The sequence below is a fragment of the Candidatus Solirubrobacter pratensis genome (assembly GCF_000425945.1).
In the GTDB taxonomy this organism is placed as follows: Bacteria; Actinomycetota; Thermoleophilia; order Solirubrobacterales; family Solirubrobacteraceae; genus Solirubrobacter; species Solirubrobacter pratensis.
The window spans coordinates 108,187-131,461 of sequence record NZ_AUEK01000013.1 but is presented as its reverse complement, the minus strand read 5'-3'; the positions used below and the strand labels follow the sequence as shown (position 1 = coordinate 131,461).

22 protein-coding genes are annotated in these 23,275 nt (G+C 70.9%); 9 read left to right on the top strand and 13 right to left on the bottom strand.

The features are described from left to right. Positions 1-92: 92 nt before the first annotated feature. Together H958_RS0120275 and H958_RS39015 are read right to left on the bottom strand one after the other, a co-directional pair. Positions 93-1,082 (bottom strand): SDR family NAD(P)-dependent oxidoreductase, encoded by a 990-nt coding sequence (locus H958_RS0120275; RefSeq protein WP_196807468.1) that lies wholly within the window; start codon positions 1,080-1,082, stop codon positions 93-95. Positions 1,083-1,893: 811 nt separating this feature from the next. Further along, the gene (locus H958_RS39015) at positions 1,894-2,748 is read right to left on the bottom strand and encodes a helix-turn-helix domain-containing protein (protein WP_196807467.1); all 855 of its coding nucleotides are present in this window, start codon (positions 2,746-2,748) and stop codon (positions 1,894-1,896) included. A gap of 68 nt (positions 2,749-2,816) precedes the next feature. Between H958_RS39015 and H958_RS48345 the strand changes: the two genes are divergently transcribed. Both H958_RS48345 and H958_RS0120255 read left to right on the top strand, forming a co-directional pair. Continuing rightward, positions 2,817-3,524: an antibiotic biosynthesis monooxygenase gene (locus H958_RS48345; RefSeq protein WP_231379319.1), complete on the top strand. Its 708-nt coding sequence runs from the start codon at positions 2,817-2,819 to the stop codon at positions 3,522-3,524. Further along, positions 3,521-4,108, top strand: coding sequence for a YdeI/OmpD-associated family protein (locus tag H958_RS0120255; RefSeq protein ID WP_028059991.1), 588 nt, complete (start codon positions 3,521-3,523; stop codon positions 4,106-4,108). The genes H958_RS48345 and H958_RS0120255 overlap by 4 nt, the downstream gene beginning before the upstream one ends. 124 nt (positions 4,109-4,232) lie before the next feature. On the opposite strand, the gene H958_RS0120250 is transcribed toward H958_RS0120255, so the two are convergent. Together H958_RS0120250 and H958_RS46510 are read right to left on the bottom strand one after the other, a co-directional pair. Further along, positions 4,233-4,415 (bottom strand): hypothetical protein, encoded by a 183-nt coding sequence (locus H958_RS0120250; RefSeq protein ID WP_028059990.1) that lies wholly within the window; start codon positions 4,413-4,415, stop codon positions 4,233-4,235. Positions 4,416-4,495: 80 nt separating this feature from the next. Continuing rightward, complete coding sequence (locus H958_RS46510) at positions 4,496-4,900, bottom strand: hypothetical protein (RefSeq protein WP_156028105.1); 405 nt, start codon at positions 4,898-4,900, stop codon at positions 4,496-4,498. Between the two features lie 4 nt (positions 4,901-4,904). Here H958_RS46510 and H958_RS0120245 point away from each other — a divergent pair, with 4 nt between their 5' ends. Then, entirely contained in the window at positions 4,905-5,852 is a 948-nt protein-coding gene (locus H958_RS0120245) for an NAD-dependent epimerase/dehydratase family protein (RefSeq protein ID WP_028059989.1), read from the top strand. A gap of 2 nt (positions 5,853-5,854) precedes the next feature. Then, the gene (locus H958_RS0120240; protein WP_028059988.1) at positions 5,855-6,781 is read left to right on the top strand and encodes an RNA polymerase sigma-70 factor; all 927 of its coding nucleotides are present in this window, start codon (positions 5,855-5,857) and stop codon (positions 6,779-6,781) included. A 120-nt stretch (positions 6,782-6,901) separates the two neighbouring features. On the opposite strand, the gene H958_RS43750 is transcribed toward H958_RS0120240, so the two are convergent. Next, a complete protein-coding gene (locus tag H958_RS43750) occupies positions 6,902-7,810 on the bottom strand; it encodes an SDR family oxidoreductase (protein ID WP_081686094.1) in 909 nt (302 codons plus the stop codon). 349 nt (positions 7,811-8,159) lie between these two features. Between H958_RS43750 and H958_RS0120225 the strand changes: the two genes are divergently transcribed. After that, positions 8,160-8,552: a RidA family protein gene (locus H958_RS0120225; protein ID WP_028059986.1), complete on the top strand. Its 393-nt coding sequence runs from the start codon at positions 8,160-8,162 to the stop codon at positions 8,550-8,552. A 170-nt stretch (positions 8,553-8,722) separates the two neighbouring features. Here H958_RS0120225 and H958_RS0120220 read toward each other — a convergent pair whose 3' ends face one another. Beyond that, positions 8,723-10,033, bottom strand: coding sequence for a DUF456 domain-containing protein (locus H958_RS0120220; RefSeq protein ID WP_028059985.1), 1,311 nt, complete (start codon positions 10,031-10,033; stop codon positions 8,723-8,725). Between the two features lie 93 nt (positions 10,034-10,126). Between H958_RS0120220 and H958_RS0120215 the strand changes: the two genes are divergently transcribed. Together H958_RS0120215 and H958_RS0120210 are read left to right on the top strand one after the other, a co-directional pair. After that, entirely contained in the window at positions 10,127-10,450 is a 324-nt protein-coding gene (locus H958_RS0120215; protein WP_196807465.1) for a PadR family transcriptional regulator, read from the top strand. After that, positions 10,447-11,280 (top strand): hypothetical protein, encoded by an 834-nt coding sequence (locus H958_RS0120210; protein WP_028059983.1) that lies wholly within the window; start codon positions 10,447-10,449, stop codon positions 11,278-11,280. The genes H958_RS0120215 and H958_RS0120210 overlap by 4 nt, the downstream gene beginning before the upstream one ends. A 119-nt stretch (positions 11,281-11,399) precedes the next feature. Here the strand turns inward: H958_RS0120210 and H958_RS0120205 are convergent, their stop codons facing one another. The 4 genes from H958_RS0120205 to H958_RS0120190 form a co-directional block, all read right to left on the bottom strand. Next, on the bottom strand, positions 11,400-12,344 hold the full coding sequence (locus H958_RS0120205) for a hypothetical protein (protein WP_156028104.1): 945 nt from the start codon (positions 12,342-12,344) through the stop codon (positions 11,400-11,402). A 126-nt stretch (positions 12,345-12,470) separates the two neighbouring features. After that, the gene (locus tag H958_RS0120200; RefSeq protein ID WP_028059981.1) at positions 12,471-13,265 is read right to left on the bottom strand and encodes an ATP-binding cassette domain-containing protein; all 795 of its coding nucleotides are present in this window, start codon (positions 13,263-13,265) and stop codon (positions 12,471-12,473) included. Next, positions 13,262-14,269 carry an ABC transporter permease gene (locus tag H958_RS0120195; protein ID WP_028059980.1) on the bottom strand — a complete coding sequence of 336 codons (1,008 nt, stop codon included), beginning with the start codon at positions 14,267-14,269 and terminating at the stop codon, positions 13,262-13,264. Before H958_RS0120195 ends, H958_RS0120200 begins: the two co-directional genes overlap by 4 nt. A gap of 42 nt (positions 14,270-14,311) precedes the next feature. Continuing rightward, entirely contained in the window at positions 14,312-15,349 is a 1,038-nt protein-coding gene (locus tag H958_RS0120190; protein WP_028059979.1) for a sugar ABC transporter substrate-binding protein, read from the bottom strand. A 166-nt stretch (positions 15,350-15,515) separates the two neighbouring features. On the opposite strand from H958_RS0120190, the gene H958_RS39000 reads away from it, so the two are divergent. After that, positions 15,516-16,613 (top strand): LacI family DNA-binding transcriptional regulator, encoded by a 1,098-nt coding sequence (locus H958_RS39000; RefSeq protein ID WP_081686093.1) that lies wholly within the window; start codon positions 15,516-15,518, stop codon positions 16,611-16,613. A 34-nt stretch (positions 16,614-16,647) separates the two neighbouring features. Here H958_RS39000 and H958_RS0120180 read toward each other — a convergent pair whose 3' ends face one another. The 3 genes from H958_RS0120180 to H958_RS38995 form a co-directional block, all read right to left on the bottom strand. After that, on the bottom strand, positions 16,648-16,932 hold the full coding sequence (locus H958_RS0120180; protein WP_028059978.1) for a YciI family protein: 285 nt from the start codon (positions 16,930-16,932) through the stop codon (positions 16,648-16,650). Positions 16,933-17,030: 98 nt separating this feature from the next. Further along, complete coding sequence (locus H958_RS0120175; RefSeq protein WP_081686092.1) at positions 17,031-19,682, bottom strand: M1 family aminopeptidase; 2,652 nt, start codon at positions 19,680-19,682, stop codon at positions 17,031-17,033. A gap of 180 nt (positions 19,683-19,862) precedes the next feature. Further along, a complete protein-coding gene (locus H958_RS38995) occupies positions 19,863-22,049 on the bottom strand; it encodes a S8 family peptidase (protein WP_156028103.1) in 2,187 nt (728 codons plus the stop codon). A 239-nt stretch (positions 22,050-22,288) separates the two neighbouring features. Here H958_RS38995 and H958_RS0120165 point away from each other — a divergent pair, with 239 nt between their 5' ends. After that, complete coding sequence (locus H958_RS0120165) at positions 22,289-23,224, top strand: ThuA domain-containing protein (RefSeq protein ID WP_028059976.1); 936 nt, start codon at positions 22,289-22,291, stop codon at positions 23,222-23,224. Positions 23,225-23,275: the final 51 nt, after the last annotated feature.

Genomic DNA, 23,275 nt, shown 5'->3' with positions numbered 1-23,275 from the left:
CAGGATCGGCGGGCGGGCAAGCATCAGAGCCGTTCACGGCAGGCGTCGGCTGGCGTTCTTCACGATGCGAGCGACGAGCGGCGACGCGTGGCTCAGGCGACCACGGCCGTGGACCGGCTCAGATCGTCCCATCGGTCGAGCTCGCGTGCTTGGGCGGCGAGCTTGTCGTGGATCGCGTTGACCGCTTCGACGCCCAGCGCAAGCCGAAGCGGCGGCGTCGGGTCATCGGCGATCGCCACGATCGCCGCCGCGACACGCTCCGGGTCGTTCGGCTGGCTGCCCGCCAGCTCGGCGAACCACGTAAGCGCCCGGCCCACGCTCTCCTGGTAGTGGTCACCCGTCGGCGGCGTGATCACCGCCCGCTCGCCGAACTCCGTGCGGGTCGGCCCGGGCTCGACGAGCGTGACCCTGATCCCCAGATGTTCGACGTCATGACGGAGTCCTTCGCACAGTCCCTCGACGGCGAACTTGGTCGCCGCGTACGCCGACTCGCCGGCGACCGCAGGCGCAACACCCTCGAGCGAGGAGATCTGAACGATCAAGCCCGAACGCTGCGCACGCAGCTGAGGCAGCGCGGCGCGAATCGTGTTCATGGCGCCGAACACGTTGGTCTCGAAGCCCTGATGAAGCTGATCGTCGCTCAAGTCCTCTAACGCACCGAACAGGCCCACTCCGGCGTTGCTGACGACGACGTCGATGCGCCCGAAGCTCGCGACGGCGCGCCGGACCGCGTGCTGCGCCTGGGCCGCGTCGGTGACGTCCAGCGGGCGCACGACCACGCGCCCCGGATGACGATGTTCGAGCCCCCGCACGGCCCGCACGTCCCGACAGGTCGCGACGACCCGGTCGCCGCCGCTCAGCGCGCGCTCCGCGAGCGTTCGACCAATGCCCGAGGCCGCGCCGGTGATGAACCAGACGCGGCTGCTGTCGTTCGATGCCATCGATATCACTCCTCCTAACGGTCCGGCGGCCGCAACCCGAAGCGCAAGCCCACAGGAAGCAGCCTGCCCGTGGCGCCGGCGCCGCAACATGCGAATCGAAGGAATTCGCCGGCTCTCATCCTCGGAACGACTGACGACCATGGTGCCGACATGCTGGCTTGCCGCCGAAACCCAAGCCTCGTGCAGGTTGCGGAAATGCTGGAACCGTCGATTCGCAGCTCGCAAACGAAGTGGCGAGCTCCCGGCCGTGCGCGGGACCGCCGGCGAGCAGGTCGGCGATCCCGCGCCGTGTCGGATCGGCAATCGCCCGGCAGGTCGCGCCACAGCGGATTAGTCGAAACCCGAAAAGATCGCCGCCCAACGCAGCCGCCGGCGCCGCGACGGTGCGTTTCTACTCTCCAGCTACTCCCAACCGGCTGGATTCGACGGGCTCGTCCCGGCTTACTGAGCCCAGCAAGCCGCAACTGGCCGTACGGGACGAGTTTTCGTCGTTCTTCTAATCCGCAGGTCGCAGGTTCGAATCCTGCCGGGGGCGCTGAAATCCCTGCACATTGCCATGTGTGCGGTTTGGGTCCGTTTGCGTCCATTGCCCGGACCTCTATTCTCCAGCGGGCGAAACGCGGGCGGAGCCGGTCGCGCAGGCCGACTCGGACGGACCGGATTGGCGACGATCGACCGGATATCCCGCTCGATCTGCGCGCGTTCCGCAGACATGGCACGGGCCGACGCCGACGACGTGATCCCAGGCGGCGCGCGCACGGAGTGGCTTGTCGCGTTTGCGTACGGGCGTCGGCACCAGCCCCCTGAACGGCCTTCGCGCCGGACGAGACGCGGCGGTCCCGCGGCCGGCCGATCTCGCTGAGCGCGGCGACCAGCACCGCACCGACGCCTGATCTTCCGTGCTTCCCGCCCGCATCCTGCGCGGGCCATCGCGTACGACCGGACCGGACGGCTACGCGGAGCGCGACGCGCTTCCGTACCCAGAAGCCGCGTTCTGGTCCTCGCGTGCCCGGGCCGCCTCGGCGGCGTATTCGGCCGGTGAGCGTCCGACGACGAGCCGGAAGTCGCGGATGAAGTGCGCGTGGTCGTAGTAGCCGAGGTCGAGTGCGAGCTCGGTCCATCGCGGGGGACTCGTTGCGGTGAGCTGTTCGGCCGCCTGGTGGATACGGAGGCGCTTGAGGACCCACTTGGGCCCCACGCCGACGTAGCGCCGGAAGAGGCGCTGCAGGGTGCGCGACGCGACGTGGTGCATGGCGGCGAGGTGCTCGACGCGAGCGTCGGGCCCGACGTGACGCATGCTTTGGATGACATCGGCGACGAGCGCTGCGTACGGGTCGTCGACGTGGGCGCGCGGTGCTAGGCGCGCTTCGATCTCGGCGACGACCGCGTACAGCGCGCCGGGGGCGGCGTCGAATTCGCACTGGTTCAGGTCATTCCCGAAGGCGGCTTTGAGCGAGACGCGGCCATCGGTGATGCTGGAGGCCTCGATGCCGGTCAAGGCGGTGAAGGCGCCGGGCTTGAACTTCGTGCCAATTGCCCAGCCCTCGCCCCGTAGCAGGCGGACGTCGCGCGTGGTCGGCACGCCCCACACCCACGAGCCGTGGGGTTCGATCACGAGGTTCACGGAGGGATGGGGGAGGACCTCCTGCTGGAAGGGCTCACGGCCGCGGAGGTCCCAGCGGACGATCCAGTGTCGGTCGACGACGCGCTCGAGCTGTGGCGACGGCGGGAGGCCCTCGAGATGAAATGAGCGACCGTGCTCCCATGGCCGCAGGAGCCCGTGGTTGTCCGTGGAGGTTGTGGGCACGGGCGGATTTTTCCAAGACGCGGCCGGCGGCCGCGCTTACGGTGCGGCCAATGACTTCGATGACGCCGATGACACGCACCGCAACGTTTCGTGCCCGGGACGGGCGGGGCGCGCAACTCGCCGAGCGGCTCCTGCACGCCGCGTCACTGATGGCCGATGTGCCCGGGTGCGAGCTGTGGCTCGTGCAGCGCGACCTGGACGACGCCGACATGATCCGCGTCACCGAGATGTGGGCGAGCCGCGAGCACTACGACGCGGCGTTCAACCTGCCTGGCGTGGAGAGGAACGCCGCGCAGGTCATGGGTCTCCTAGACGGACCTCCCGAGGTTGCCGACGGCGAGCCGCTCGGCGGCGCGCGCATGCTGCGGGGGTCGACGGGCGCGACCGGGTTCTCGATTCTCGACGCGCCCGACCTCTCCAAGGACACCCAGCTTCTCGAGCGCTACGACCTCGACGACGTCGGCGAGGCGCGCTACATCCGCGAGCACCTCGGCGCGGTGCAGACGGGGCTGACGCACTACCGGCTGCGTTCCGGCCGCCGGCAGGGATGGGCGCACCGCCACACGGTGGCCGAAGAGATCTACGTCGCCGTGTCCGGCAGCGGCCGCCTCAAGGTCGACGACGAGCTGTTCGAGCTGCGGCCGCTGGACGCGGTGCGGGTCGCGCCGGCCTCAGCCCGCGAACTCGAGGCGGGCCCGGACGGGCTCGAGGTCCTCGCCTTCGGGTCGCACTCACCCGGCGACGGCGAGATGGTCGCGGACTGGTGGATCACGTGACGACTCCGCGCAGCGCCCCGGAGCCGGTGCTCCGATTCGGTAGCGCACCCGATCTCGAGGCGTGGCTCGACGCCAACCACGACGGCAGCCCTGGCATCTGGCTTGAGATCGCCAAGAAGGGCTCGCGCGATCGCTCGGTCACCTACGCCGAGGCGATCGAGGTCGCGCTCTGCTTTGGGTGGATCGACGGGCAGAAGCGGCGCGGCGACGACGATCGCTGGCTGCAGGGCTTCACGCCGCGCTCAACGCGCAGCCGGTGGTCGAAGATCAACCGCGACAAGGCCGAGCAGCTCATCGCTGCCGGCCGGATGCGTCCTGCCGGGCTCACCGAGGTCGACCGCGCACGCACGGACGGCCGCTGGGCCGCCGCCTACGAAGGGCAACGGAGCGCCGCGATCCCTGACGACCTGGCGCAGGAGCTCGACCGCGACCCGAAGGCTGCCGCCGCGTTCGCCGAGCTCGACGCGCAGAACCGCTACTCGATCGTCTGGCGGATCAACGACGCCAAGCGACTCGAGACCCGCGCCAGACGAGTCGCCAAGTACCTCGACATGCTGCGCCGCGGCGAGCGCATCCACGGATGACGTTCACCCTCGACCTGCGGTGCAGATGAGGACTGTCGTCGTCCGCCGAGCTGGTGACCGTCACACCACCGCACCCGTCATCGCCGCAGGTGCACCCCCCAACTTGGACGGCTGCCTTTCCGACCTATCGCGGCGATGGCGTGCAAGTGATCCAGCGCGCGCCGGTGATCGAGGTCAGGCCGCGGTGTTCGATCTCGCCATTGCCCATTTTCAGGTGGTCGACCAGCCTGACGCCGTCAATCACCGGCTCGATCGCTTCGCGCAGGCCGACGGCCAACCCGATCGTCCACATCGAGTCCGGCCACATCGCGCAACTGCTCTAGCCGTTGTCGGTCGCGAGCGTGAGCCGGCCGGGTCTGAGCTGGCGCTCTGCGGCGGCCCGCTCGATCACGGCGATCGCTTCGGGTGCCCGGCAGCCGGCTCGACCTGCCGGTTCACGTCGATATTCCGAGCGTGCGGTTCGGGGACGAGATCGAGGCGAGCGCGTACTTCTTCGTGGCCGAGGCGCTCACCAACGTGGTCAAGCACGCCCATGCCGGCCACGCCGAGGTCACGGCAACCGTGGAGGACGGGATGCTCTACGCCACCGTTCGCGACGACGGGATCGGACGCGCCGATCCGGGCGGGCACGGCCTGGTGGGGGTCGCCGACCGGCTGATGGCGCTCGGGGGGCTCGAGATCGAGAGTCCGGCCGGCGGCGGCACGCTGCTCGGTGGTTTCCTTCGTCGCACGGCGGCTGTCACAGCGCGGTGGGCCATCTCGTCTGTCCTCGCAAGAGACCCGAAAGGACACGACGATGAAGATCTTCCTCGCAGGAGCAACAGGCGCACTTGGCCGCCAGCTGGTTCCCCGGCTCGTCGAACGCGGGCACGAGGTGACCGGGATGACCCGCAGCGAGTCCAAGCGGCAGCTGGTTCAGGAGCTGGGCGGGCGGCCGGTGGTCGCCGACGCGCTCGACCCCGAGTCGGTGGCCGACGCCGTGGCTCGGGCCGAGCCCGAGGTGATCGTGCACCAGCTGACGGCGATCCCGCACGCGCTCGACATGCGTCACTTCGCGCGTGACTTCGCCCAGACCAACCGGTTGCGCACCGAAGGCACCGATCACCTGCTGGCCGCCGCCCGCGCCGTGGGCGTGCGCCGCTTCGTGGCGCAGAGCTACGCCCCGGCGGTGTTCGCCCGCGTCGGCGGCCCGGTGAAGACCGAGCAGGACCCCGTGGATGCGAACCCTCCGAGTGCGATCCGCACGACGCTCGAGGCCATCGTGCATCTCGAGCGGGCGGTGACCGGGGCGACCTGGACCGAGGGCGTCGTGCTCCGCTACGGTGGCTTCTACGGACCCGGCACCAACGTCAGCTTCGGGCCGGAGGGCACGATGGTGGAGGCCGTCCGCAAGCGCAAGCTCCCGCTCGTCGGGGACGCCGGCGGGGTCTGGTCCTTCATCCACATCGAGGACGCCGCCGAGGCGACGGTAAGCGCAATCGAGGGCCGCGGACGCGGCGTCTACAACGTCGTGGATGACGAGCCGGCGGCCGTCGCGGAGTGGCTGCCCGCCGCCGCGGCGGCGTGGGGCGGGTCCGCCCCGCGGCGCGTTCCCCGCTGGCTGGGCCGCCTGTTCGCCGGCGAGTTCGCGACGGTGATGATGACCGAGGCCCGCGGCGCGTCGAACGCCAAGGCCAAGCGGGAGCTGGGCTGGGCGCCGCGCTACGCGAGCTGGCGCGAGGGCTTCGCGACGGGGATGAAGTGACCGTGGCGGCGCAGGAGCTCTACCAGGAGCTGAGGCCCGGCGCCTTCGGGATCGCCTACCGCATGCTCGGCAGCGTGAGCGAGGCCGAGGATCTCGTCCAGGAGGGGCTCCTGCGCCTTCACCGAGCGCTCGAAGACGGTGAGCCGCTCGGATCGCCGAAGGCCTACCTGTCCACGATCGTCACCCGCCTGGCGATCGACCACCTGCGCTCGGCGCGCGTGCGCCGCGAGACCTACGTCGGGGAGTGGCTGCCCGAGCCGCTCATCACCTCGGATGAGGATGACCCGTCTCGCCACGCGGAGATGGCCGACTCGCTGTCGCTGGCTTTCCTGGTGCTGCTGGAGAGCCTCTCGCCGGAGCAGCGGGCAGTGTTCCTGCTGCGCGACGTGTTCGACTACCCATACGACCGGATCGCGGCGATCGTCGGCAAGAGCGAGGCGGCCACGCGCCAGATCGCCACACGCGCGCGCCTTCACTTGGCCGACCGCAGGCCGCGCTACGAGCCTTCCCGCCGGCGCCGTGAGGAGCTGGCCGAGCGCTTCTTCGCCGCCGCCGGGGACGGCGATCTGGAGAGGCTCGAGTCCCTGCTCGCAGAGGACGTCGAGCTGCACGGCGACGGCGGCGGTCGAGTGCCCGCGCTCGCCCGCGCCCTATACGGCAGGCGCCGAGTGGCCCACACGCTTGCCGGCTGGATCGCGCTGGGCGGTCGCGCGGGAGGCATCGAGTTCCGGCGGGCCAAGGTCAACGGCCACCCCGGCGCGGTGATCACCGGCGCGGACGGCGGGCTGATCGGCGTCTGGTCGCTCGGGATCGCCGAGGACCGGATTCAGTCCATCCGCTCGGTGGTCAACCCCGACAAGCTCGCGCACCTGGGGCCGGTGAGCGGTTTGACGGCGATGCTCGAGAACGCGCGGCGAGACGGCGGCTAGTACGCCGAAGACGGCGGCGGCGGCGCCGACGGGCAGGTCGCCTGTTCGAAATCGCATCGGCGTCCTGCAGGATCGCCCGCGCGACAAGCACCCGCTGCCGCCACGAGTGCGGCGCGGCGTCTATGACTGGATCGCCTGCAGCTGGAGACGCAGACGCTGCAGCGTGGTGCCGAGGTCTGGGAGCTCGAGGCCGAGCTGCGTCGCTGTCGCCGTCGCGTCGAGTCGCGTGTCGACGGGCACGGGTTGCGTACCGACGATCGCAGGGTCGGGATCGACGACGTCGATCCGCTCGGGGTCAAAGCCGAATGCCTGTGCGCTGCGACGCGCGAGCGTCACGCGATCGACGTGCTCGCCGCCGACACAGTGCAGCGTGCCCGTCGCGGCCTGTTCGAGCGCTCGGAAGATGAACTCGGCCGCGTCCGTGGCCAGCACGGGGGTGGCGAGGCGGTTGAGGCCCGGGCCGTCCCAGACCTTGAAGCGACGGCCGGCGGCCAGCGCGTCGGCGACGGACGCGGCGAGATAGCCGAAGCCTGCGTCCTGTGCGCGCGGCGTCGATGGGTGCGCGCGATGGATGCCTTGGACGGCGGCGATGCGGGCGATCGTTCCGCGCTCCGCGCGCTCGGCGACGACGAGCTCCGACGCCGCCTTCAGGAAGCCGTAGGTGTTGACCGGGTTGGGGGACTCGTTCTCGGGAGCGGGGCCTTGGGTGCCGTCGAAGACCCAGTCGGTGGACACCAGGACGACGTGCGCGCCCGCGCGGTTGGCCGCGTCCACGACTGCGCGCGTGGCGCCGACGTACGCTTCCCACGCTCGTCGGCGGTCGGTGAGGAGGCCGGCCGGGTCGTTCCAGATCGCGGCGTGGACGATGGCATCCGGGCGCGTGGCCTCGACGTAGCGGTTGACGGCCACCGCGTCGGTGACGTCGAGCTCGGCGCGGCCGGGCGCGAGCACCTCGGCGTCGTGGTGATCGAGGACCTCGACGATGTTGGAGCCGACGAAGCCCGAGCCACCGGTGACCAGCACCCTCATGCCGTGACGATCTCCTCGGTGGGCACGGCGCGCCCCTCGCGCAACGAGCGCCAAGCCGCCAGGCCGATCATGAGCGGCGCGCGGGCGTCCCGCCCGATGACGCAGGCGTCTTCCCTTCGCCGACCGCTCGCACGAACGCAGTCCACTCGTGTAGGCAGTACCCCGCCGTCGCTTCCGTCAACAGCGGAGAAGCAAGCCGTCATCTCGAGCGCCACGTCGCCGCCGAACGAGCCGCAGCCAGGACCACCACGACCGAGCCGGCCGCTAGCCTCGCGGCCGCTCACTGATCACCAGACCGCCACCACGACGTTCCACGGCGAGCGGGACATCCTCAGGAAGGGACACCACCGTGACCACTCACCCCACGCCGGTCGACCCCCCACAGCTGTATCGCAGCCCCGCCTTCGCGCAAGGCATGATCATTCCCGCCGGGCCGACGCTATACGTCGGCGGGCAGAACGGAACGGACAACACCGGCGCTCTGCTCGACGGACTCGAAGCGCAGACCGAGCAGGCCATGCGCAACGTGCTCGCCGTGCTCGCTGAGGCCGGGACTGGCCCCGAGCATGTTGCCAAGCTGACGATCTATCTCGCCGCCGGAGTGGACCCCGGATCGGCCTATGCCGCAACCCGTTCGGTATGGGGCGACCGCCGCACCGCCGTCACCGTCCTTGCTGTCACACCGGCACGACCCGGCGCTCTCGTCGAGATCGAGGCAGTCGCCACGATCCCTGATCATTAGCCGATCGGTCCTTCGGCGCACGAATCACTTCGGATTTCGCGTGGCCGATGATGCGGCGGTCCGCGCGGCGCGCGAGCGCTTCCGTGCGGCCGGACGACCCGGTGTCTCCGGATGCCGACGTCGCCGGCCTGGAAGCGGCTCCTCGTCGCACCCGCCGATCGTGAACCGCTTCAATGCCTCGGGACGCTCGTCGGAGCCGGTGGCGCGAGGCGCTCGATGAAGTAGTGCAGCGTCAGGAAGCGCCGGCCGGCGAGCGAGAAGCTGTGGTCGGTCCTGAGCTCTCCGTCGACGACGAAAACCTCGATCCGCTCGTGGAACGCGAGCAGCTTGAGCACGGTCAGGGCGTCACGCTCGGAGTCGATCGAGCTGAGGTAGTGGCCCGGGAACGGGAGCGCAGAGCGCGACCCCAGCACCAGGCCGTCCCCGTCGGCGTTGTGCGGCTCCAACGTGGCGGTGAAGTTCGAGCTCGGGATCGGGAAGCCGACGCTCACGTAGCCGCGGCCCTCGTGCCGGAAGCTGGTGTAAATGCCGACATAGATCGGTCGGCCTGAGTCCGCGAACGTCCGGATCCAGCCGCGGATGTCGATCTCGTCGTCATCGTCGAGGTCGATCGTGTCGATCGTGCTCACCATCCCGCGCTGCGCCTCCTCGATGTTGGACGGGATCGCCGCCTGCCCGAGCGGCTGCGCGACGAAGCGCTTGAACAGCTCGTAGACGGGCTTCATCCACGGCCGCCACTCGGGGACGATCGTCAGCTTGAACCGGCTCGTGTGCTCGTAGAACTCGCGGATCAGAGGGTGTACGAGCCGCGCATCGAACTGCGGCCCATCCAGAGCGTCCAGCGAAGCGAGGATCCCGACGTCGGGCGGATTGCGGCGGAAAGTCCCACCGCGCACCTCGGCGAGCTGCTCCACGTAGTCGGCGCCGACGTACTTCGAGCGCGCCTCGAATGGCACCACGTAACGCAGCTCCGCCGCCGGGACCTCCTGCGCCATCACCCGCACCAACGGCCGGTTGCGGTACGCGACTGCGGCGATCGCGCGGTAGACGATCGTCACCGCGGCTGCCACCAGCGCCGGCCCCGCGTCGTGCAGGACGGCGCCGACCATCGCGCCGACCGCGACGCCGAGCGCCACCTTCAAAGGCCGCAGCCCGATCAGACCGAGCAGCGCGCCGGACAGGATCCCGACGACCGGCGGTGAATCGAACAGCAAGCCGAGGAGCGCGCCGACCAGCGACATGGCGAGCGCGCTCCCGAGGATGCGCTGCGGCAGCGGCGGCGCGTCGGCCGGCCCGAGTCGCAAGCGCATGATCGCCTCGGCAGGCGCGTAGACGACGGCTCCCGCCGCGGCGCCGGCCGCCGCGCCGACGCCATGGACGTCATGCCCGAGCACCGCGCCCGCCGCGGCGCCGAGCAGCGCGCCCCACACGAGTGAGTCGCGCACCTGCCCCGACCGGCTTCGCTTGCGGCGGTCCTCCATGCCGGGGCAGTATCGCTAGCCGCCGGGCGGGCGGGTGCGGTCTAGCCGTATGTCGAGTACCGACATGTCGATGATCGATATATGGTGGCGGTCATGGAGTTCCGAATGCCGAGCTACATCGCGCTGGCGACGCTGATCGACGGACCATTGCACGGCTATGCGATCGTGCAACGCGCCGCAGAGCTCTCGAACGGGGAGGTCCGTCCCTCCACCGGCACGCTGTATGCGCTGCTCGAGCGGGCGATCGCCGAGGGGCTGGTCGTCGCCGGCGACCCCTACCGGGAAGGCGGCCGCGAGCGTCGCGACTACTCCCTCACGCCGGAAGGACGCCGCGAGCTCGAGGCCGAGACCCGGCGGCTGGAGCGAGCGGCGCGCACCGTGTCGCGCCGGCTGCGCGCGACGGCGGTGGCGCAATGAGCCGCGACCGCGTCGTACAGGTGGCGCTGCTGACCTATCCGCCGCAGCTGCGACATGAGTTGGGCGCCGAGATGACCGCGACGGCGCTCGAAGTCGCCGAGGGCTCGCGGCGGCGGTTCGGCCGCGAGCTCGCCGATCTCGTGCGGCTGGGCCTGCGGGCGCGCGCGACGCGCACGGCGAGGACGGGCAGCCGGCGCGTGATCGCCGACGGGCTCTGCCTGGCCGGCGTGTGGCTGATGACGCTCGACCTGAGCACGCTGCTCTCGCAGACCGTGCGCGGCATGCAGGATCCGCTGCTGGCGCCGGCCTCGCTCGTGCTGCTCGGCATCGCGCTCGCGCTTGCGCTGGTCGGGCACGATCGTGTCGCCGGCGCCGCGGCGCTGGTCTGGACCGCGGCCCGGCTTCCCGCGCTGTTCGACCATCACCCGACGCTGAAGCTCGCGGTGCTGGCCGTGTCGCTGCCCTCCATCGTCTGCTTCGCGGCGCTTGTGATCGCCCCGCGGAAGCGTGAGCTCGACCTGCGCGGGCTCGCGTGGCTCGTGATCCCCGCGACGCTCGTCGCGACCCTGGGTCCTCCGAAGTACGAGCAGTCGCCGCTGCTGCTGGCGGTCGTGGCGGTCGCGGCGATCCTCGTCGTCGTCTACGCCGTCGCGATGCTGCCCACGGACCCGCGCGTCGCGATCGCGGGCGCCGTGCCGCTCAGCGCCGTCGGGCTCGGCGCCCCGGGTGCGGGCGACGGCGTCGTCCTGCTCGTCATCGCCGCCGCCCCGCTCGTCCTCGTCTTCACCGTCACGAGGATCCGGCAGCTCCGTCGAGCCGCGCCGCTGTGAACAAACGGCCGACGACGCGAGCTAGGCGTCGCCGGCCCTGAGAGGCAAAGCGATCGGGACGCCTCCGGTCAAGCGGACAACCGCCTGCCGTGCCGGGCGGGCGCGGCGACTTGGTGCGTCTAGCGCAGGCGGATCGGCGGCGCGGGCTCGAACGTGAGTCCGTCGACGCGGTGGATCGTCGTCGTGCAGTCGCGATCGGGGGGACAGGCCGTGCCCTGGACGGGAGCCGCGTAGTAGGCCACGCCGGCGTCGTACGCGAAACCGCCCGCCACGGCGGGGATCCGCGTCGGGACCCGCTCGTCTCGCCCCCGGGTGCGGTTGAAGCGGTGGATCTCGCTGTAGTCGTCGTCGCCCGAGCTCACCAGCAGCCAGTAGATCGAGCTGCCGTAGGCGGTCGGGTTGACGTCGGTCAAGAAGTCGACGGCCGCGCCGCTGCCCGGCACGGTCGCCAGGCGCCGCGACGGCGCGCCGGCGCTGCCGGCCAGCCACGGCTCGTTGCTCCATTCCAGCGAGCGCGAGAACGGCACGCGCGTCCCGCGCAGATCGAGCGTGAGCGCGGTCAACGCCGACACGCGGCGCGACCTGCCGCCGCCGGCCAGCGGGCGCTGGTAGATGAACCCGCGGTGCCGCGAGCGGTACACGCGCGAGAACACCAGCGTCCCGCGCCAGACGGCGCCGGCGATCTCGTCGTCGCTCGGGCTGTCGGCGTTCGCGAGCCGGCGCTCGATCCCGGTCGTGAAGTCGAACGCGTACAGATCGCAGCCCGTGCTCGCGGACTCGCAGCGCGGGTAGACCGCCAGCTCGTGCCCGTCAGGGCCTGGGCCGATGTCGGCCCGGAACGGCTGCGCCTGACCGGCGACCGGCAGGGTCCGGCTGGTGCCGCCGCCGGCGAGCAGCGTGAGACGGTAGGCGGAGCCGTCCCAGGCGCTGTAGAGCAGACGGCCGGCGTCCGCGGCGAGGGGCGTCGCGCGCGCGGTCGTCGCGATGGTCGTATCGGAGGCCGCCGCGACGGCCGGCAGGGCCGGCATCGCGACCGCCACGGCGAGCACGCATCTCCATGTCATGCCGTCCACGATGGCGGGCCCCGCGAGGCCCCCCGGACCCCAACGGGGTGAAACGACATCCACCTCCTATCGCCCAGCAGGACCGGGTGCCGGGCGTGACCGCGGCCCCGCGGGAGCGCACAGCGTTCAGGTCACCGCCGAGGGCACCTTCGCCGGGTCGAGCGCGCCGGTCATGATCGCCACGCCGTCGGAGGAGCTGACCTGCCGGGGGTCGATCACGGCGATCCGCCTGCCCAGCCGCTGGACGTGGATGCGATCGGCGACCTCCCACACCTGCGGCATGTCGTGGCTGATCAGGATCACGGGCAGTCCACGGTCGCGCACGCGGCGGATGAGGTCGAGCACCTGTCGCGACTCCTTGACGCCCAGGGCCGCGGTCGGCTCGTCCAGGATGATGACGTGGCGTGCGAAGGCCGCGCTGCGTGCGACGGCGACGCCTTGGCGCTGGCCGCCCGACAGCGTCTCGACGGGCTGGCGCATCGAGCCGACGCCGATGTTGAGCTCTGCCATCGCCGATCGGGCGGTCTCGGCCATGGCGCGCTTGTCGACCATGCGCAGGACCGACCCAAGGACTCCACGGCGGCGGATCTCGCGTCCCAGGAAGACGTTCTCGGCGATGTCCATGGCGGGGGCCACGGCGAGGTCCTGGTAGACGGTCTCGACTCCGTGCCGCCGGGCGTCCAGCGGCGAGTGGAAGTGCACCCGCTGACCGTCGAGCCGGATCTCGCCGCCGTCGGGCACGATCGCGCCGGAGAGCGCCTTGATCAGCGTCGACTTGCCGGCGCCGTTGTCGCCGATGACGGCCAGCACCTCGTTGGGCCGCAGCTCGAAGTCGGCGCCGTCCAGGGCGGTGACGTGCCCGTAGCGCTTCACGAGCCCGCTGGCCTCGAGGACGAGAGTCGTGACCGGTGCCGCCGTCATCGCTGCCTCCTGCGCGCGAGCTGGTCGACGGCGACGGCCACGATCACCAGGACGCCGGTGATCAGCACCTGGTAGATGGACGCGACGCCGATGAGCTGGAGTCCGTTGCGGATCACGCCGACGATCAGCGCGCCGATCAGCGTCCCGACCACGCTGCCGCGGCCCCCGAAGAGGCTCGTGCCACCGATCACCACGGCGGTGATGGAGTCCAGGTTGTCGGTCTGTCCGGCCTGCGGGTCGCCGACGTTCGTGTACCCGATCAACAGCAGCGCCGCGATGCCGTACAGCAGCCCGGCGGACGCGTAGACCGCGAGCAGCACCCGGTTCGTGTGGATGCCGGTGAGGCGCGCCGCCTCGGCGTTGTCGCCGATCGCGTACACGTGCCGGCCGCCCGCGGTCTGGCGCAGGATGAAGAAGACGACGGCGAACAGCACGAGCATGAGCACCGAGCCATAAGCGACGGCGGTGTTGCCGACGTCGAACGTCGTGCCCATCCACGTGATCGCGCTCGGCACGTTGCTGATGGTCTGATCCTTCGAGTAGATGTGCGTCAGCGCGAACGCGATGTTCAGCGTGCCGAGGGTGACGATGAACGGCGGCAGTTGCAGCCGGGTCACCAGCCCGCCGTTGAGGACGCCGAACCCGGTGGCGACCAGCAGGCCGATGGCGATCGCCAGCAGCGGCGCCACGCCGCCGTCGACCGCCAGCTTGGTCATGAAGATCGACGAGAGCGCCATGACCGCGCCGCATGACAGGTCGATGCCCGCGGTCAGGATGATCAGCGTCTGGCCGATCGCCAAGGTGCCGACCACCATCACCTGCTGGGCGATCAGGGAGAGGTTCGCGCCGGACAGGAAGCGGTCGGACTTGATCGAGAAGAACGCGATCGCGATCGCCAGCGCGAGCAGCGGCCCCGCGACCGACACCGCGCGGGCTCGGACCAGGAGTCCCGGGCGACGCTCCTGCGCCCGGGACTCCTGCGCGTCCGTGACGACGCCGGTCATCCGGCCTGGAAGGGGAAGGGGAGGGTCATTGCGCTCGACCGATCAGCCCCAGCAGTTCGCGATGCCGAACTGCACGTCCTTGCTGGGGACTCCCGCCATCGGCTTCGCCGTGATCAGGTTCACGCCGGTGTCGTGATACCCCGAGACCTTCGCGCTGTTGCGCACCGAGTCGACGATCGCCTGCACGCCCTCGCTCGCCATCTTCAGCGGATACTGCTGCGAGGTGGCGGCGATCTTGCCGTCCTTGACGCCCTTCACCCCGGTGCATCCGCCGTCGACCGAGACGAGCAGGACGCCGTTCGCCTTGCCCGCCTTCTGCAGCGCGTTGTACGCGCCGAGCCCCGACGGCTCGTTGATCGAGTACACGAGGTTGATGTTCGGGTCCTTCTGCAGGCAGTTCTCCATCGCCGCCTGCCCCTTGGCCTGGTCGCCCTGCGTGTACTGGCTGCAGACGATGTCGGGCGAGTTCTTCGGGATCCCCAGACCCGAGAGGAAGCCGTTGTGGCGCAGGTCGCCGACCGTGATCCCCGGGTTGAGGTCCATCATCGCGATCGTCGGCTTCTTGCCCTTCATGGCCGCCTTGGCGTACTGGCCGATCAGCTTGCCGGCGGTGAAGTTGTTGGTCGCGAACAGCGCGTCGGCCGCGGTCTGCGGCTCGAGCGGCGTGTCGAGGGTGATGACCTTGACGCCCTGCTTGCGCGCCTTCTCCACGGTCGGCACGATTGCCTTGGTGTCGCTCGGGACCAGCAGGATGCCCTTTGCGCCGGCGGCGATCATGTTGTTGATCGCGGTGACCTGGCTCGCGTTGTCGCCGTCGTACTTGCCGGCCGCGGTCATCAACTTGACGCGCGCCTTCGTGGCGGCCTTCTGGGCCCCGGCCTTCATCTTCACGAAGAAGGGATTGGTGTCGGTCTTCGTGATCAGGCCGACGGTGATGTCGCCGCCGCCGCCGCCACCGCCGTTGCCGGACGATTCGCTGCTGCTCCCGCAGGCCGAGACTCCGGCGACGACCAGCCCGACGGCTACCGCGAGCGCGACCGCCCGAGTCGCGACGTGCCGAAGGCGCTCAACATGGATCATCGATCCCTCCTCCCAGAAGGCTTCACTCAGGAACGTCCCTAAGCGAACGTTTCGAGGCTATCGCTGCCTCTGGGATTTGGCAAGCGCATCGCACCACGCCTCGGCTTACGCCGCTTGACGCTCGCCGTAACGTTCCCGACGTGAGAACGTTCACAGGGAACGTTCGATGACCGTCCGCGAGCGCGGGCCCGCGCGCCGCTCGACGATGCGCGAGGTCGCCGCGGTCGCCGGCGTCAGCCTCAGCACGGTCTCCCGCGTCGTCAACGGAGTCGAGGTGCAAGCCGAGCTGGCCCGCCGGGTGCGCGAGGCGGTCCGGCTGCTCGACTATCGCCGCGATCTGACGGCCAGCACGCTTCGCCGTTCCGACCGCGCGTCGGCGACGATCGCCCTGCTGCTCGAGGACGTCGCCAACCCGTTCTTCTCCGCGCTGCTCCGGAGCGTCGAGGACGTCGCGGAGCGTCGCGGCATGCTCGTGTTCGCCGGCAGCTCGGACGAGGATCCCACGCGTGAGCGAAAGCTCGCCCAAGCGTTCCTGGCCCGCGGCGTCGACGGGTTGATCATCGCGCCGACCGGCGGCGACCAGAGTTACCTCGCCCGCGATCAGCGAGCGGGCGTCGCGCTCGTCTTCGTCGACCGCCCGCCGCGGTTCATCGACGCCGACGCGGTCGTGACCGACAACGCCGGCGGCGCCGACGCGGCCGTCTCGCATCTGGTCGCCGGCGGCCACGTCAGGATCGGGTTCCTCGGCGACCGGCCGGAGATCCACACCGCCGTCGAACGGCTGCGCGGCTACCGCGAAGCGCTCTCGCGCCACGGGATCGGCGGCGATCCGGCCCTGATCCGCCAGCCGCTGGTCCGCGCCGACGAGGCGTTCGAAGCGACGCGCGAGCTCGTCCTGGGGCCCGCCCCTCCGACGGCGCTGTTCACGAGTCAGAACCTGATCACGATCGAAGCGGTGCGCGCGCTGCACGCCCTCGGGGTGCAGGATTCGATCGCGGTCGTCGGCTTCGACGACGTCGCGCTCGCCGACGTCGTGAGCCCCGCACTGTCCGTCGTCGCGCAGGACCCGGCCGCCGTCGGCCGCGCCGCCGCCGAGCTCCTCTTCGCCCGCCTCGACGGCGAGCGCAGCCCTTCCCGCCAGGTGATCCTCCCGGCGACCCTCGTCGCCCGCGGATCCGGCGAGATCCGGCCCACCGGCCGCCGCCTCGACGGCCGTACGCGGGACGGGGCGGCGGCGAGCTCGACTCAGCCGCCCGGAGGCTGATTCGCGGCGAGCGCCTGCATCACGGCCCGCAACTTCAGAGCAGCGGGTCGAGTCCCGCGGCGGTCTGCGATGCGCGGAACTGGATGACCTCGCACGTCGCCACGCCGCCGCTGACGAACGGGTCGCTCGCCGCGAGCGCCTCGATCTCCTCCCGATCGTCGCCGCGCGCCAGGATGACGCCGCCCGTGCGCGGAATCCGACGCCCGGAGACGAGGAAGCGGCCGGCCTCGTAGTGCTCGTCCAGCCACGCGACGTGCTCGCGCATCAGCGCGTCGACCTCTGGGAGGGGCTTGACGTACGTGAGCACCAGGACGAACACCGCGGTCGGAAGGTACCGCCTCGCGCGACGTCGAGCCGGCGCGACCAGAGACGCGATATCGCCGGGGCCCGCCAGCGCGGCAGGCCCCGGGGATGCGCCTAGGGCGTCGTCGTGGACAGCGTGAAGGTGAGCGTCGTGCTGTAGCTGCCGGTGCGCAGCGGGTCGGTGGATCCGATCGACTGGGTGAAGTCGATCGCCACCGCGTCGTTGGACACCGGGGCCGCCCACGTCACCAGGCTCAGCGGCGAGCCGCTGACCGAGCCGCCGCCGTTGCTCGTGCCGGCGGGGCTGGCGGCCGAGGCCTTCAGCGCCGTCGGGAGCGAGAAGGCGCCGTTCACCAGGTGGCCCGGCGCCGTGCTGCCGGCGTCCGTGACCGAGAGGGCCGCGTCGCCGGCGGTGGAGACGACGCCGGCGGTCGTCGAGCCGATGTAGTCCTTGGCCGCGCCCGGCGTGAACGCGCCGAACGAGGCCGCGGTGCCGAGCGTCAGGCTCAGCTGGGCGGGCACGTTCCCGCCCACCGCGGCCGGGACGTCGACGCCGTAGGGCGCGCAGCCGCCGTTGGCGTCATAGAAGCCGCCGCCGGCCAGGCCCGGGCCGGTGATCTGCGGCCGGTTGCCGGCCGCCGGCGAGCCCGTGTACGGCGTGTCCCACCACTGCTTGAAGAACTCGTCGAGCTTGTTGTGGCAGGCGGGCGACTGGTTCGGCAGGTACTTGTGGAACTCGGACTCCAGTTGCGCCTCGGTGATCGAGCCGCCGCGGTAGGCGTCCTGGATGTGATGCAGCGCGGCGTTGTAGTGGTCCTTGCCGAGGATCGCGCGCAAGGCGAGGTACGCCGTGCCCGGGCGCACGTAGGCGTTCGAGTTGCCGTTCATGCTCGCCGACGTCGGGTTCGACGGGGCGGTGTTCCAGAACGTCGTCGACGTCGAGTTGTAGTTGGTGTTGAAGCGGCTCACGAGGCTGGCCTCGAACGCGGCGTCGCCGGCCGCGGTGCCCTGGCCGCCGGCCGCGTTCGCCGCCGCGAGCGCGGTGTTGTAGTACTCGGCGGTCGTCGCCTGGCCCTCCTTGAACCACATGAGCTTGGGCGCGCCCTCGGCCACGTTGTCGCCCCACCACTGGTGCATGTTCTCGTGCGCGAACGTGCTCACGTTCGTGCCCTGGGCGCCACCGATGGTGCCGCCCACGAACACGATCTTGGTCTGCATCTCCTCCTCGAAGCTCGCGCGCGGCAGGGCGACGACGATGCCGTTGGAGTTGAACGGGAACGGCCCGCTGAACTGCTCCTGGAAGTGGGTGATGGCTTCCTGCTGGTCCATCGCGACCTTGTTGAGCGCTTTGCGCGCGGGGTCGATGGCCGAGTCCTGGGCCTCGAAGTAGACGACGTCGTTGGCGCCGTCGCGGAACGAGTAGTCGAAGTTGCCGACGCTGTTCTCGACCAGGTAGTTCGCGATCGGCTCCGAGGACTTCCAGTGATAGCTCGTCGAGCCGTCAGGGAAGTTCGCGTCCGGCGCGTTGTCGCCGGAGCCGACCAACCGGCCGGGGCCGATCGCCACCTTGCCCTTCGTGACCGTGTCGTAGATGTCGTAGGTGGGCTTGACCGACGGGTGGTTGTTGAGCGGGATCCAGGCCTCGGTGCCCGTCGGCTCGGAGGTGACCATGGCGCCCTCGGCGCCGGGCGTGGCGTTGCGGAACCAGCCCTCGGTGCCGGTGGGCGAGGGGCGCACGCCCGGGCGGCCGGTGTAGTTGACCGTCACGGTGAAGTCGGCGCCGGCCGGGATCGGCGCGGCGGGCGTGATCACGAGCTTGGTGTCCCCGCACGGCAGGTTCTGCGCCGCGGCCGCCGTGGACGTCGGCGGGCAGGCCGGCGGGTTCGGGTTGTCGGCGTTGATCGGGGTCGTCAGGCCCGTGCGGTGCGCGAGCGGGTCGGGATCGTCCTGGCCGTTGGGATCGCCCGGATACGTCGGCTGCACGAACTTGAACGTCGCCGGCCCGCCGTCGACCGTGACCGACTGCACGGTGAAGTCGGGACCGGGGACCGTGGTGCTGGTGACCGAGTTGTGGCGATCGAAGTCGAGGCTGAAGTCGGTCAGGCACTGCGTCGAGCGCTGCTGGAGGTCGACGTGCGTGCCCGGCAAGAACTGGTTGGCGATCGCGTCGTAGTCGATGTAGACGTCGCTGTGGGTACTGGCGTAGCCGCCGTTGCCGATATCGGGGTAGACGCGGTCGCCGGGCGGGGCGAGCGTGTGCGCGCCGGAGCTGCAGGAGTCGGCCTGCGCGGCCTTGGCGCTCGTGTGCGGGACCGCCTTGGGCAGCTGAACGGCCGTGCCGCGGACCGGCGTGCCGCCCTTGATCCGGATGTCCTTCTCAGAGGTCGCGCAGCCGAGGTCGCCGGCGCCGGTCCCGGACGGCGTGCACGCCGCCAGGTAGTAGTTGCCGCGGCTCAGGCTCCGCGGGAGCTCGACCGCGACGTTGTACGGCGCCGAGGCGTTGGCGGGCACCCGCACCGCGGTGTTGCCGACGAGCTTCGCGGAGCCGCCGTAGCGCTGGATCCGAACCGTGACCCCGGCATGGACCGCGTGGCCGGTGCGGTTGACGACCTCGCCGCGCAGCGTCCCGGCCTTCGCGCCCGCCTCGAGCGAGCTGAGCGACCCGACGGTCACTTCCGGCGAGGCCAGCGCGGAACTCGCGGCCAGCCCCGCCAGTGCGACCGAAACGAGTGCGACGCCTCCGGCGCGCACCTTCAAACCCTCCATAGACCCCTCCGTAAGACCCTCGCGGGCATGCAGCCCTTGACCCAAACGGGCGGCACCCTGGCAGGGCGCGGGCGGAGATTCAATGAGGCAGGGCGCGCGTTCTCATAAAGCGGATCTGCATTTACATGTATTGAACGACCGGCGTAGCGTGGCGCAGCACGATGCCGGCCGCGGGCGCGGTCACCGCATCACGGTCAGGCTCACGCTCCGGTTCCGGTAGGAGACCCTGAGCAGGTGGCCGCCCGCGCGCACCACGCGCCCTTCGGGCATCCCCTCGAAGCGACCCGAGATCGCGCCGCCGCGCATGATCGTCAGCACGGCGCCCGGCTGCACCGGCCCCCGCACGTCCAGCGTGAGGTCGCCGTCGAGCGCCAGATCGCCGGCGGCCTGCACGCTGGTGTAGTCGCGGTCGCCTCTGATCGTCACGGCAACGCGGCCACGCTTGGCGACGACCACCTTCCCGCCGGTCGTCAGGACGTTGCCCGGGGCGACCTGGACGTCGGTGATGCGCGCCGCTTCCCCGGGCGCGAGCCCGGGCTGCAGCACGCCGCCCGCGACGACGATGTCGTCGCCCACCTCGCCGCTGCCGCCCAGCGTCCCGCCCGACACCTCGATCGGGCTGGCGTGGGTGCCCACGACCGAGAGCTTGCCGCCGAGCACGCGGGTCTCACCGTGCCAGCCGTCCTTGCCGGTGAGGAACAGCGTTCCCTCGCCTCGCTTGGTGAGGCTGCCCTCGTACACGCGCGCGTCGCGCGCCTTCGCCCGGCGTGTACCGATGGCGTAGTCGGACTTGTCGACGTCGCTCGCGTCCGGCGGCAGCCCCTGCGTCCAGCCCTTCGCGCGCTCGGTCTCCAGCCAGGCGGCCGCTTCGCCGGCGTCCTCCTGACGCCGCCCGCGGATCGCGACGTCGGAGATGTCGTTCGACCACACGTCGCTGTAGCCGCGCGTGTCGACGTCGAACGGCCCGAGCAGCTGCCCCGGGCCCCTGACGGCCTCGCGCAGGCTGGGCGTGTGCCAGCCGTTGCGCCGGTCGGGCACCTGCACGATCTGGCCGGCCGTGGGATTCGGGACGGCGGCGCCGGACGCGTCGCTGACCGTGGCGTTCTGCCGGCCGGTGGTGAACATCGTGTAGAGCGCCTGCTCGTTGGTCATGTACGGGAAGCGCTGCATGACCAGCGTCAGCGCGGCCGCCGAGTGCGGGCCGGCCATCGACGTGCCGGACGCGCTCCCGTAGCGCGGCTGCGGCAAGCCGCCGACGAGCTGCACCGTGGTGCTGTTGATCCCCCGGCTCGGCGCGGTCACGCACGACCACTTCGCGACGCCACACTGATTGAACTCCTGTGTCCCCGGGACGAGGACCGATCCGTCGGGGTTGAACGTCCGCCCGATGTTGGGGTTGATGCCCGACGTCGTGTACCAGCGGCCTTCGAGGTCGGGCAGGAAGTACGGCGCGGCGCCGCGCGGCGTCGGATTCGCGTAGCCGCTGTTGCCGGCCGTGAACTGGAGGATGGTGCCGGTGCGCGCGACCTCGATCGCGCCGTTGAGCCAATGCTCGGTCTTGCCGTTCGGATCGGCGACGCCGTCGGGCGTGGACAGGAAGCGCCACGCCGTGTTCAAGCCGAAGCCGTCCGGAGCGCCGGGCGGCGGATCGTAGGTGTTGTAGTTCTCCGTCGCCGGCTGGCTGCCCCAGCTGCTCGTGATGAGCCGGATCGGCCTGCCGTTCTCCGTCTTCGCCGCGTTGACGGCGCGATAGACGTTCTCCAGGTACGCGTTGTCCGGCGTCTGGGCGAGCGTCGCGGTCGCCGGCAGCAGGCCGTAGAACACGCCGTCGGTCTTGTGGGTGTTGCCGACGAAGACGTCGCTGTTGAAGGCGACGCCGTGCATGTTGGCCTCCGGCCCCGCGGGCGTCGTCTCGCCGACGCCGTCGCGGCTGGCGCCCACGGTCCCGCTCACGTGGGTCCCGTGCAGGTCATTGAACGCCGGGTCGTAGAACCCCGGCGTCGGGCCCGTCTCACCGCCTTGGGCCTCGACCGAGAAGTACCGGTCCCCGACGGCGTAGTCCGTCGCCAGGCTGCCGTGCTCGCGCACGTGCCCGGCGAAGACGCCGGAGTCGACGATGCCGATGTTCATCCCGCTGCCGGAGTAACCGGCGGCGTAGGCGAACTCCGCTCCGATCGACAGCATGCCGTTGTCCCGTAGGAACTCCGGCGTGCGCCAGCTCGCCGGATCGCCCGGCCGGCCGGGATCGCCGGCATAGGACTGGATCGGCGCCGGCGGCGCCGACAGTTGCGCGCTCGCCGGTTGCGCGGCGACGACGCACGCCATCGCCGTCGACGCCGCGACAAGCCCCGCCTTGACGGAAATCACAGCTCTCCCCTCCCCCCGCGGATGGTTCAGCCGGGCACCCTACCTCAGCGGTCGGCCGGCGCTCGGCCGGTCGGGTCGGTTGTCTGAGCTGGTACCCGGACTTCTGTCGATCTCGTGGTATAAGCGTGCAACGACACGCGGCTGATCTGGCGGACTTTTGCGTTCCGAGCGAATACGGCAAGGGCCGAATCGCGACGTCGCCGCCGTGTCGACGCAAACACCCACGGGAGGCAACGACCATGAGGAAGCGCTTGCTCACGGGCGCCGCGACGGCCGCATTGGGGACGGGCCTGGCGATCGGCGTAGTCCCAGCCGCCGCGAAGGAGAAGCCGCCGCGTGTCCTGCTCTACACCGGCACGACCGGGTACCGGCACGCGGACGCGATCGACAATGGCCGGCCGGTGGTGCAGGCCGCCCTCGAGGAGGCGGGCTACGCGGTCGACTGGGAGGACTGCACCGACAACGGCGGCAACCCCGGCAATTGCGACCATCCGACGGCGAATCCGCGGGTGTTCACCGACCGCAACCTGAAGCGCTACGACGCGCTGCTGTTCTTCAATGCCTCCTCCTCCTGGGCGGGCGGCGGCAAGGTCGGTCCGCTGTGGGATGAGCCGGAGCGCGCCGCGATCATCCGCTTCGTCCAGAAGGGCGGTGGCATCGCCGCCAACCACAACGCGACCGACATGGGCGCGGGCGTCGTCAGCTGGGATTGGTGGGACGGCGGCGAGCAGTCGGTCGTCGGCACCCTCATGCGCGGCCACGCGCGCACGGACCGCAACAACGTCGCCGACGTCCACGTCGAAGATGCCGACCACCTCTCCACGTTCACGCTGCCGCCCGTCTACGGCTTCGGAGACGAGCACTACAACTTCGCCCGCAGCGTGCGCGACAGCCACCACGTGCTGCTCACGCTCGACGAGTCGTCCTACGACCCCGGCGCGAACGCGATGGGCGCGGACCATCCGATCACCTGGTGCAAGCGCTATGACGGCCTGGTGCTGGACGGCACCGGGGTGGCGAGGCGCTACCGCGACGGCCGGACCTGGGTGACCGGCATGGGTCACTTCGGCGGCTCGTACACGGAGAACGGCGGCGACAACGAGCTCGTGCGGCAGCTCGTCGGCGCGGTTCGGTGGGTGGCCGGGGAGGGCCACGGCTCGGACTGCGCGATCTGATCGCGCACGGCCCCGGGCGCCGCGCGTCGGCGTCCGGGCCGCCGAGGGGCC

Coding starts and splice junctions, on each gene's coding strand:
- H958_RS0120275 (WP_196807468.1), bottom strand. CDS start 1,082: ATGGTCGTCAGTCGTTCCGAGGATGAGAGCCGGCGAATTCCTTCGATT.
- H958_RS48345 (WP_231379319.1), top strand. CDS start 2,817: ATGACACGCACCGCAACGTTTCGTGCCCGGGACGGGCGGGGCGCGCAA.
- H958_RS0120250 (WP_028059990.1), bottom strand. CDS start 4,415: ATGTGGCCGGACTCGATGTGGACGATCGGGTTGGCCGTCGGCCTGCGC.
- H958_RS0120245 (WP_028059989.1), top strand. CDS start 4,905: ATGAAGATCTTCCTCGCAGGAGCAACAGGCGCACTTGGCCGCCAGCTG.
- H958_RS43750 (WP_081686094.1), bottom strand. CDS start 7,810: ATGAGGGTGCTGGTCACCGGTGGCTCGGGCTTCGTCGGCTCCAACATC.
- H958_RS0120220 (WP_028059985.1), bottom strand. CDS start 10,033: ATGGAGGACCGCCGCAAGCGAAGCCGGTCGGGGCAGGTGCGCGACTCA.
- H958_RS0120215 (WP_196807465.1), top strand. CDS start 10,127: ATGGAGTTCCGAATGCCGAGCTACATCGCGCTGGCGACGCTGATCGAC.
- H958_RS0120210 (WP_028059983.1), top strand. CDS start 10,447: ATGAGCCGCGACCGCGTCGTACAGGTGGCGCTGCTGACCTATCCGCCG.
- H958_RS0120205 (WP_156028104.1), bottom strand. CDS start 12,344: ATGACATGGAGATGCGTGCTCGCCGTGGCGGTCGCGATGCCGGCCCTG.
- H958_RS0120200 (WP_028059981.1), bottom strand. CDS start 13,265: ATGACGGCGGCACCGGTCACGACTCTCGTCCTCGAGGCCAGCGGGCTC.
- H958_RS0120195 (WP_028059980.1), bottom strand. CDS start 14,269: ATGACCGGCGTCGTCACGGACGCGCAGGAGTCCCGGGCGCAGGAGCGT.
- H958_RS0120190 (WP_028059979.1), bottom strand. CDS start 15,349: ATGATCCATGTTGAGCGCCTTCGGCACGTCGCGACTCGGGCGGTCGCG.
- H958_RS39000 (WP_081686093.1), top strand. CDS start 15,516: ATGACCGTCCGCGAGCGCGGGCCCGCGCGCCGCTCGACGATGCGCGAG.
- H958_RS0120175 (WP_081686092.1), bottom strand. CDS start 19,682: ATGGAGGGTTTGAAGGTGCGCGCCGGAGGCGTCGCACTCGTTTCGGTC.
- H958_RS0120165 (WP_028059976.1), top strand. CDS start 22,289: ATGAGGAAGCGCTTGCTCACGGGCGCCGCGACGGCCGCATTGGGGACG.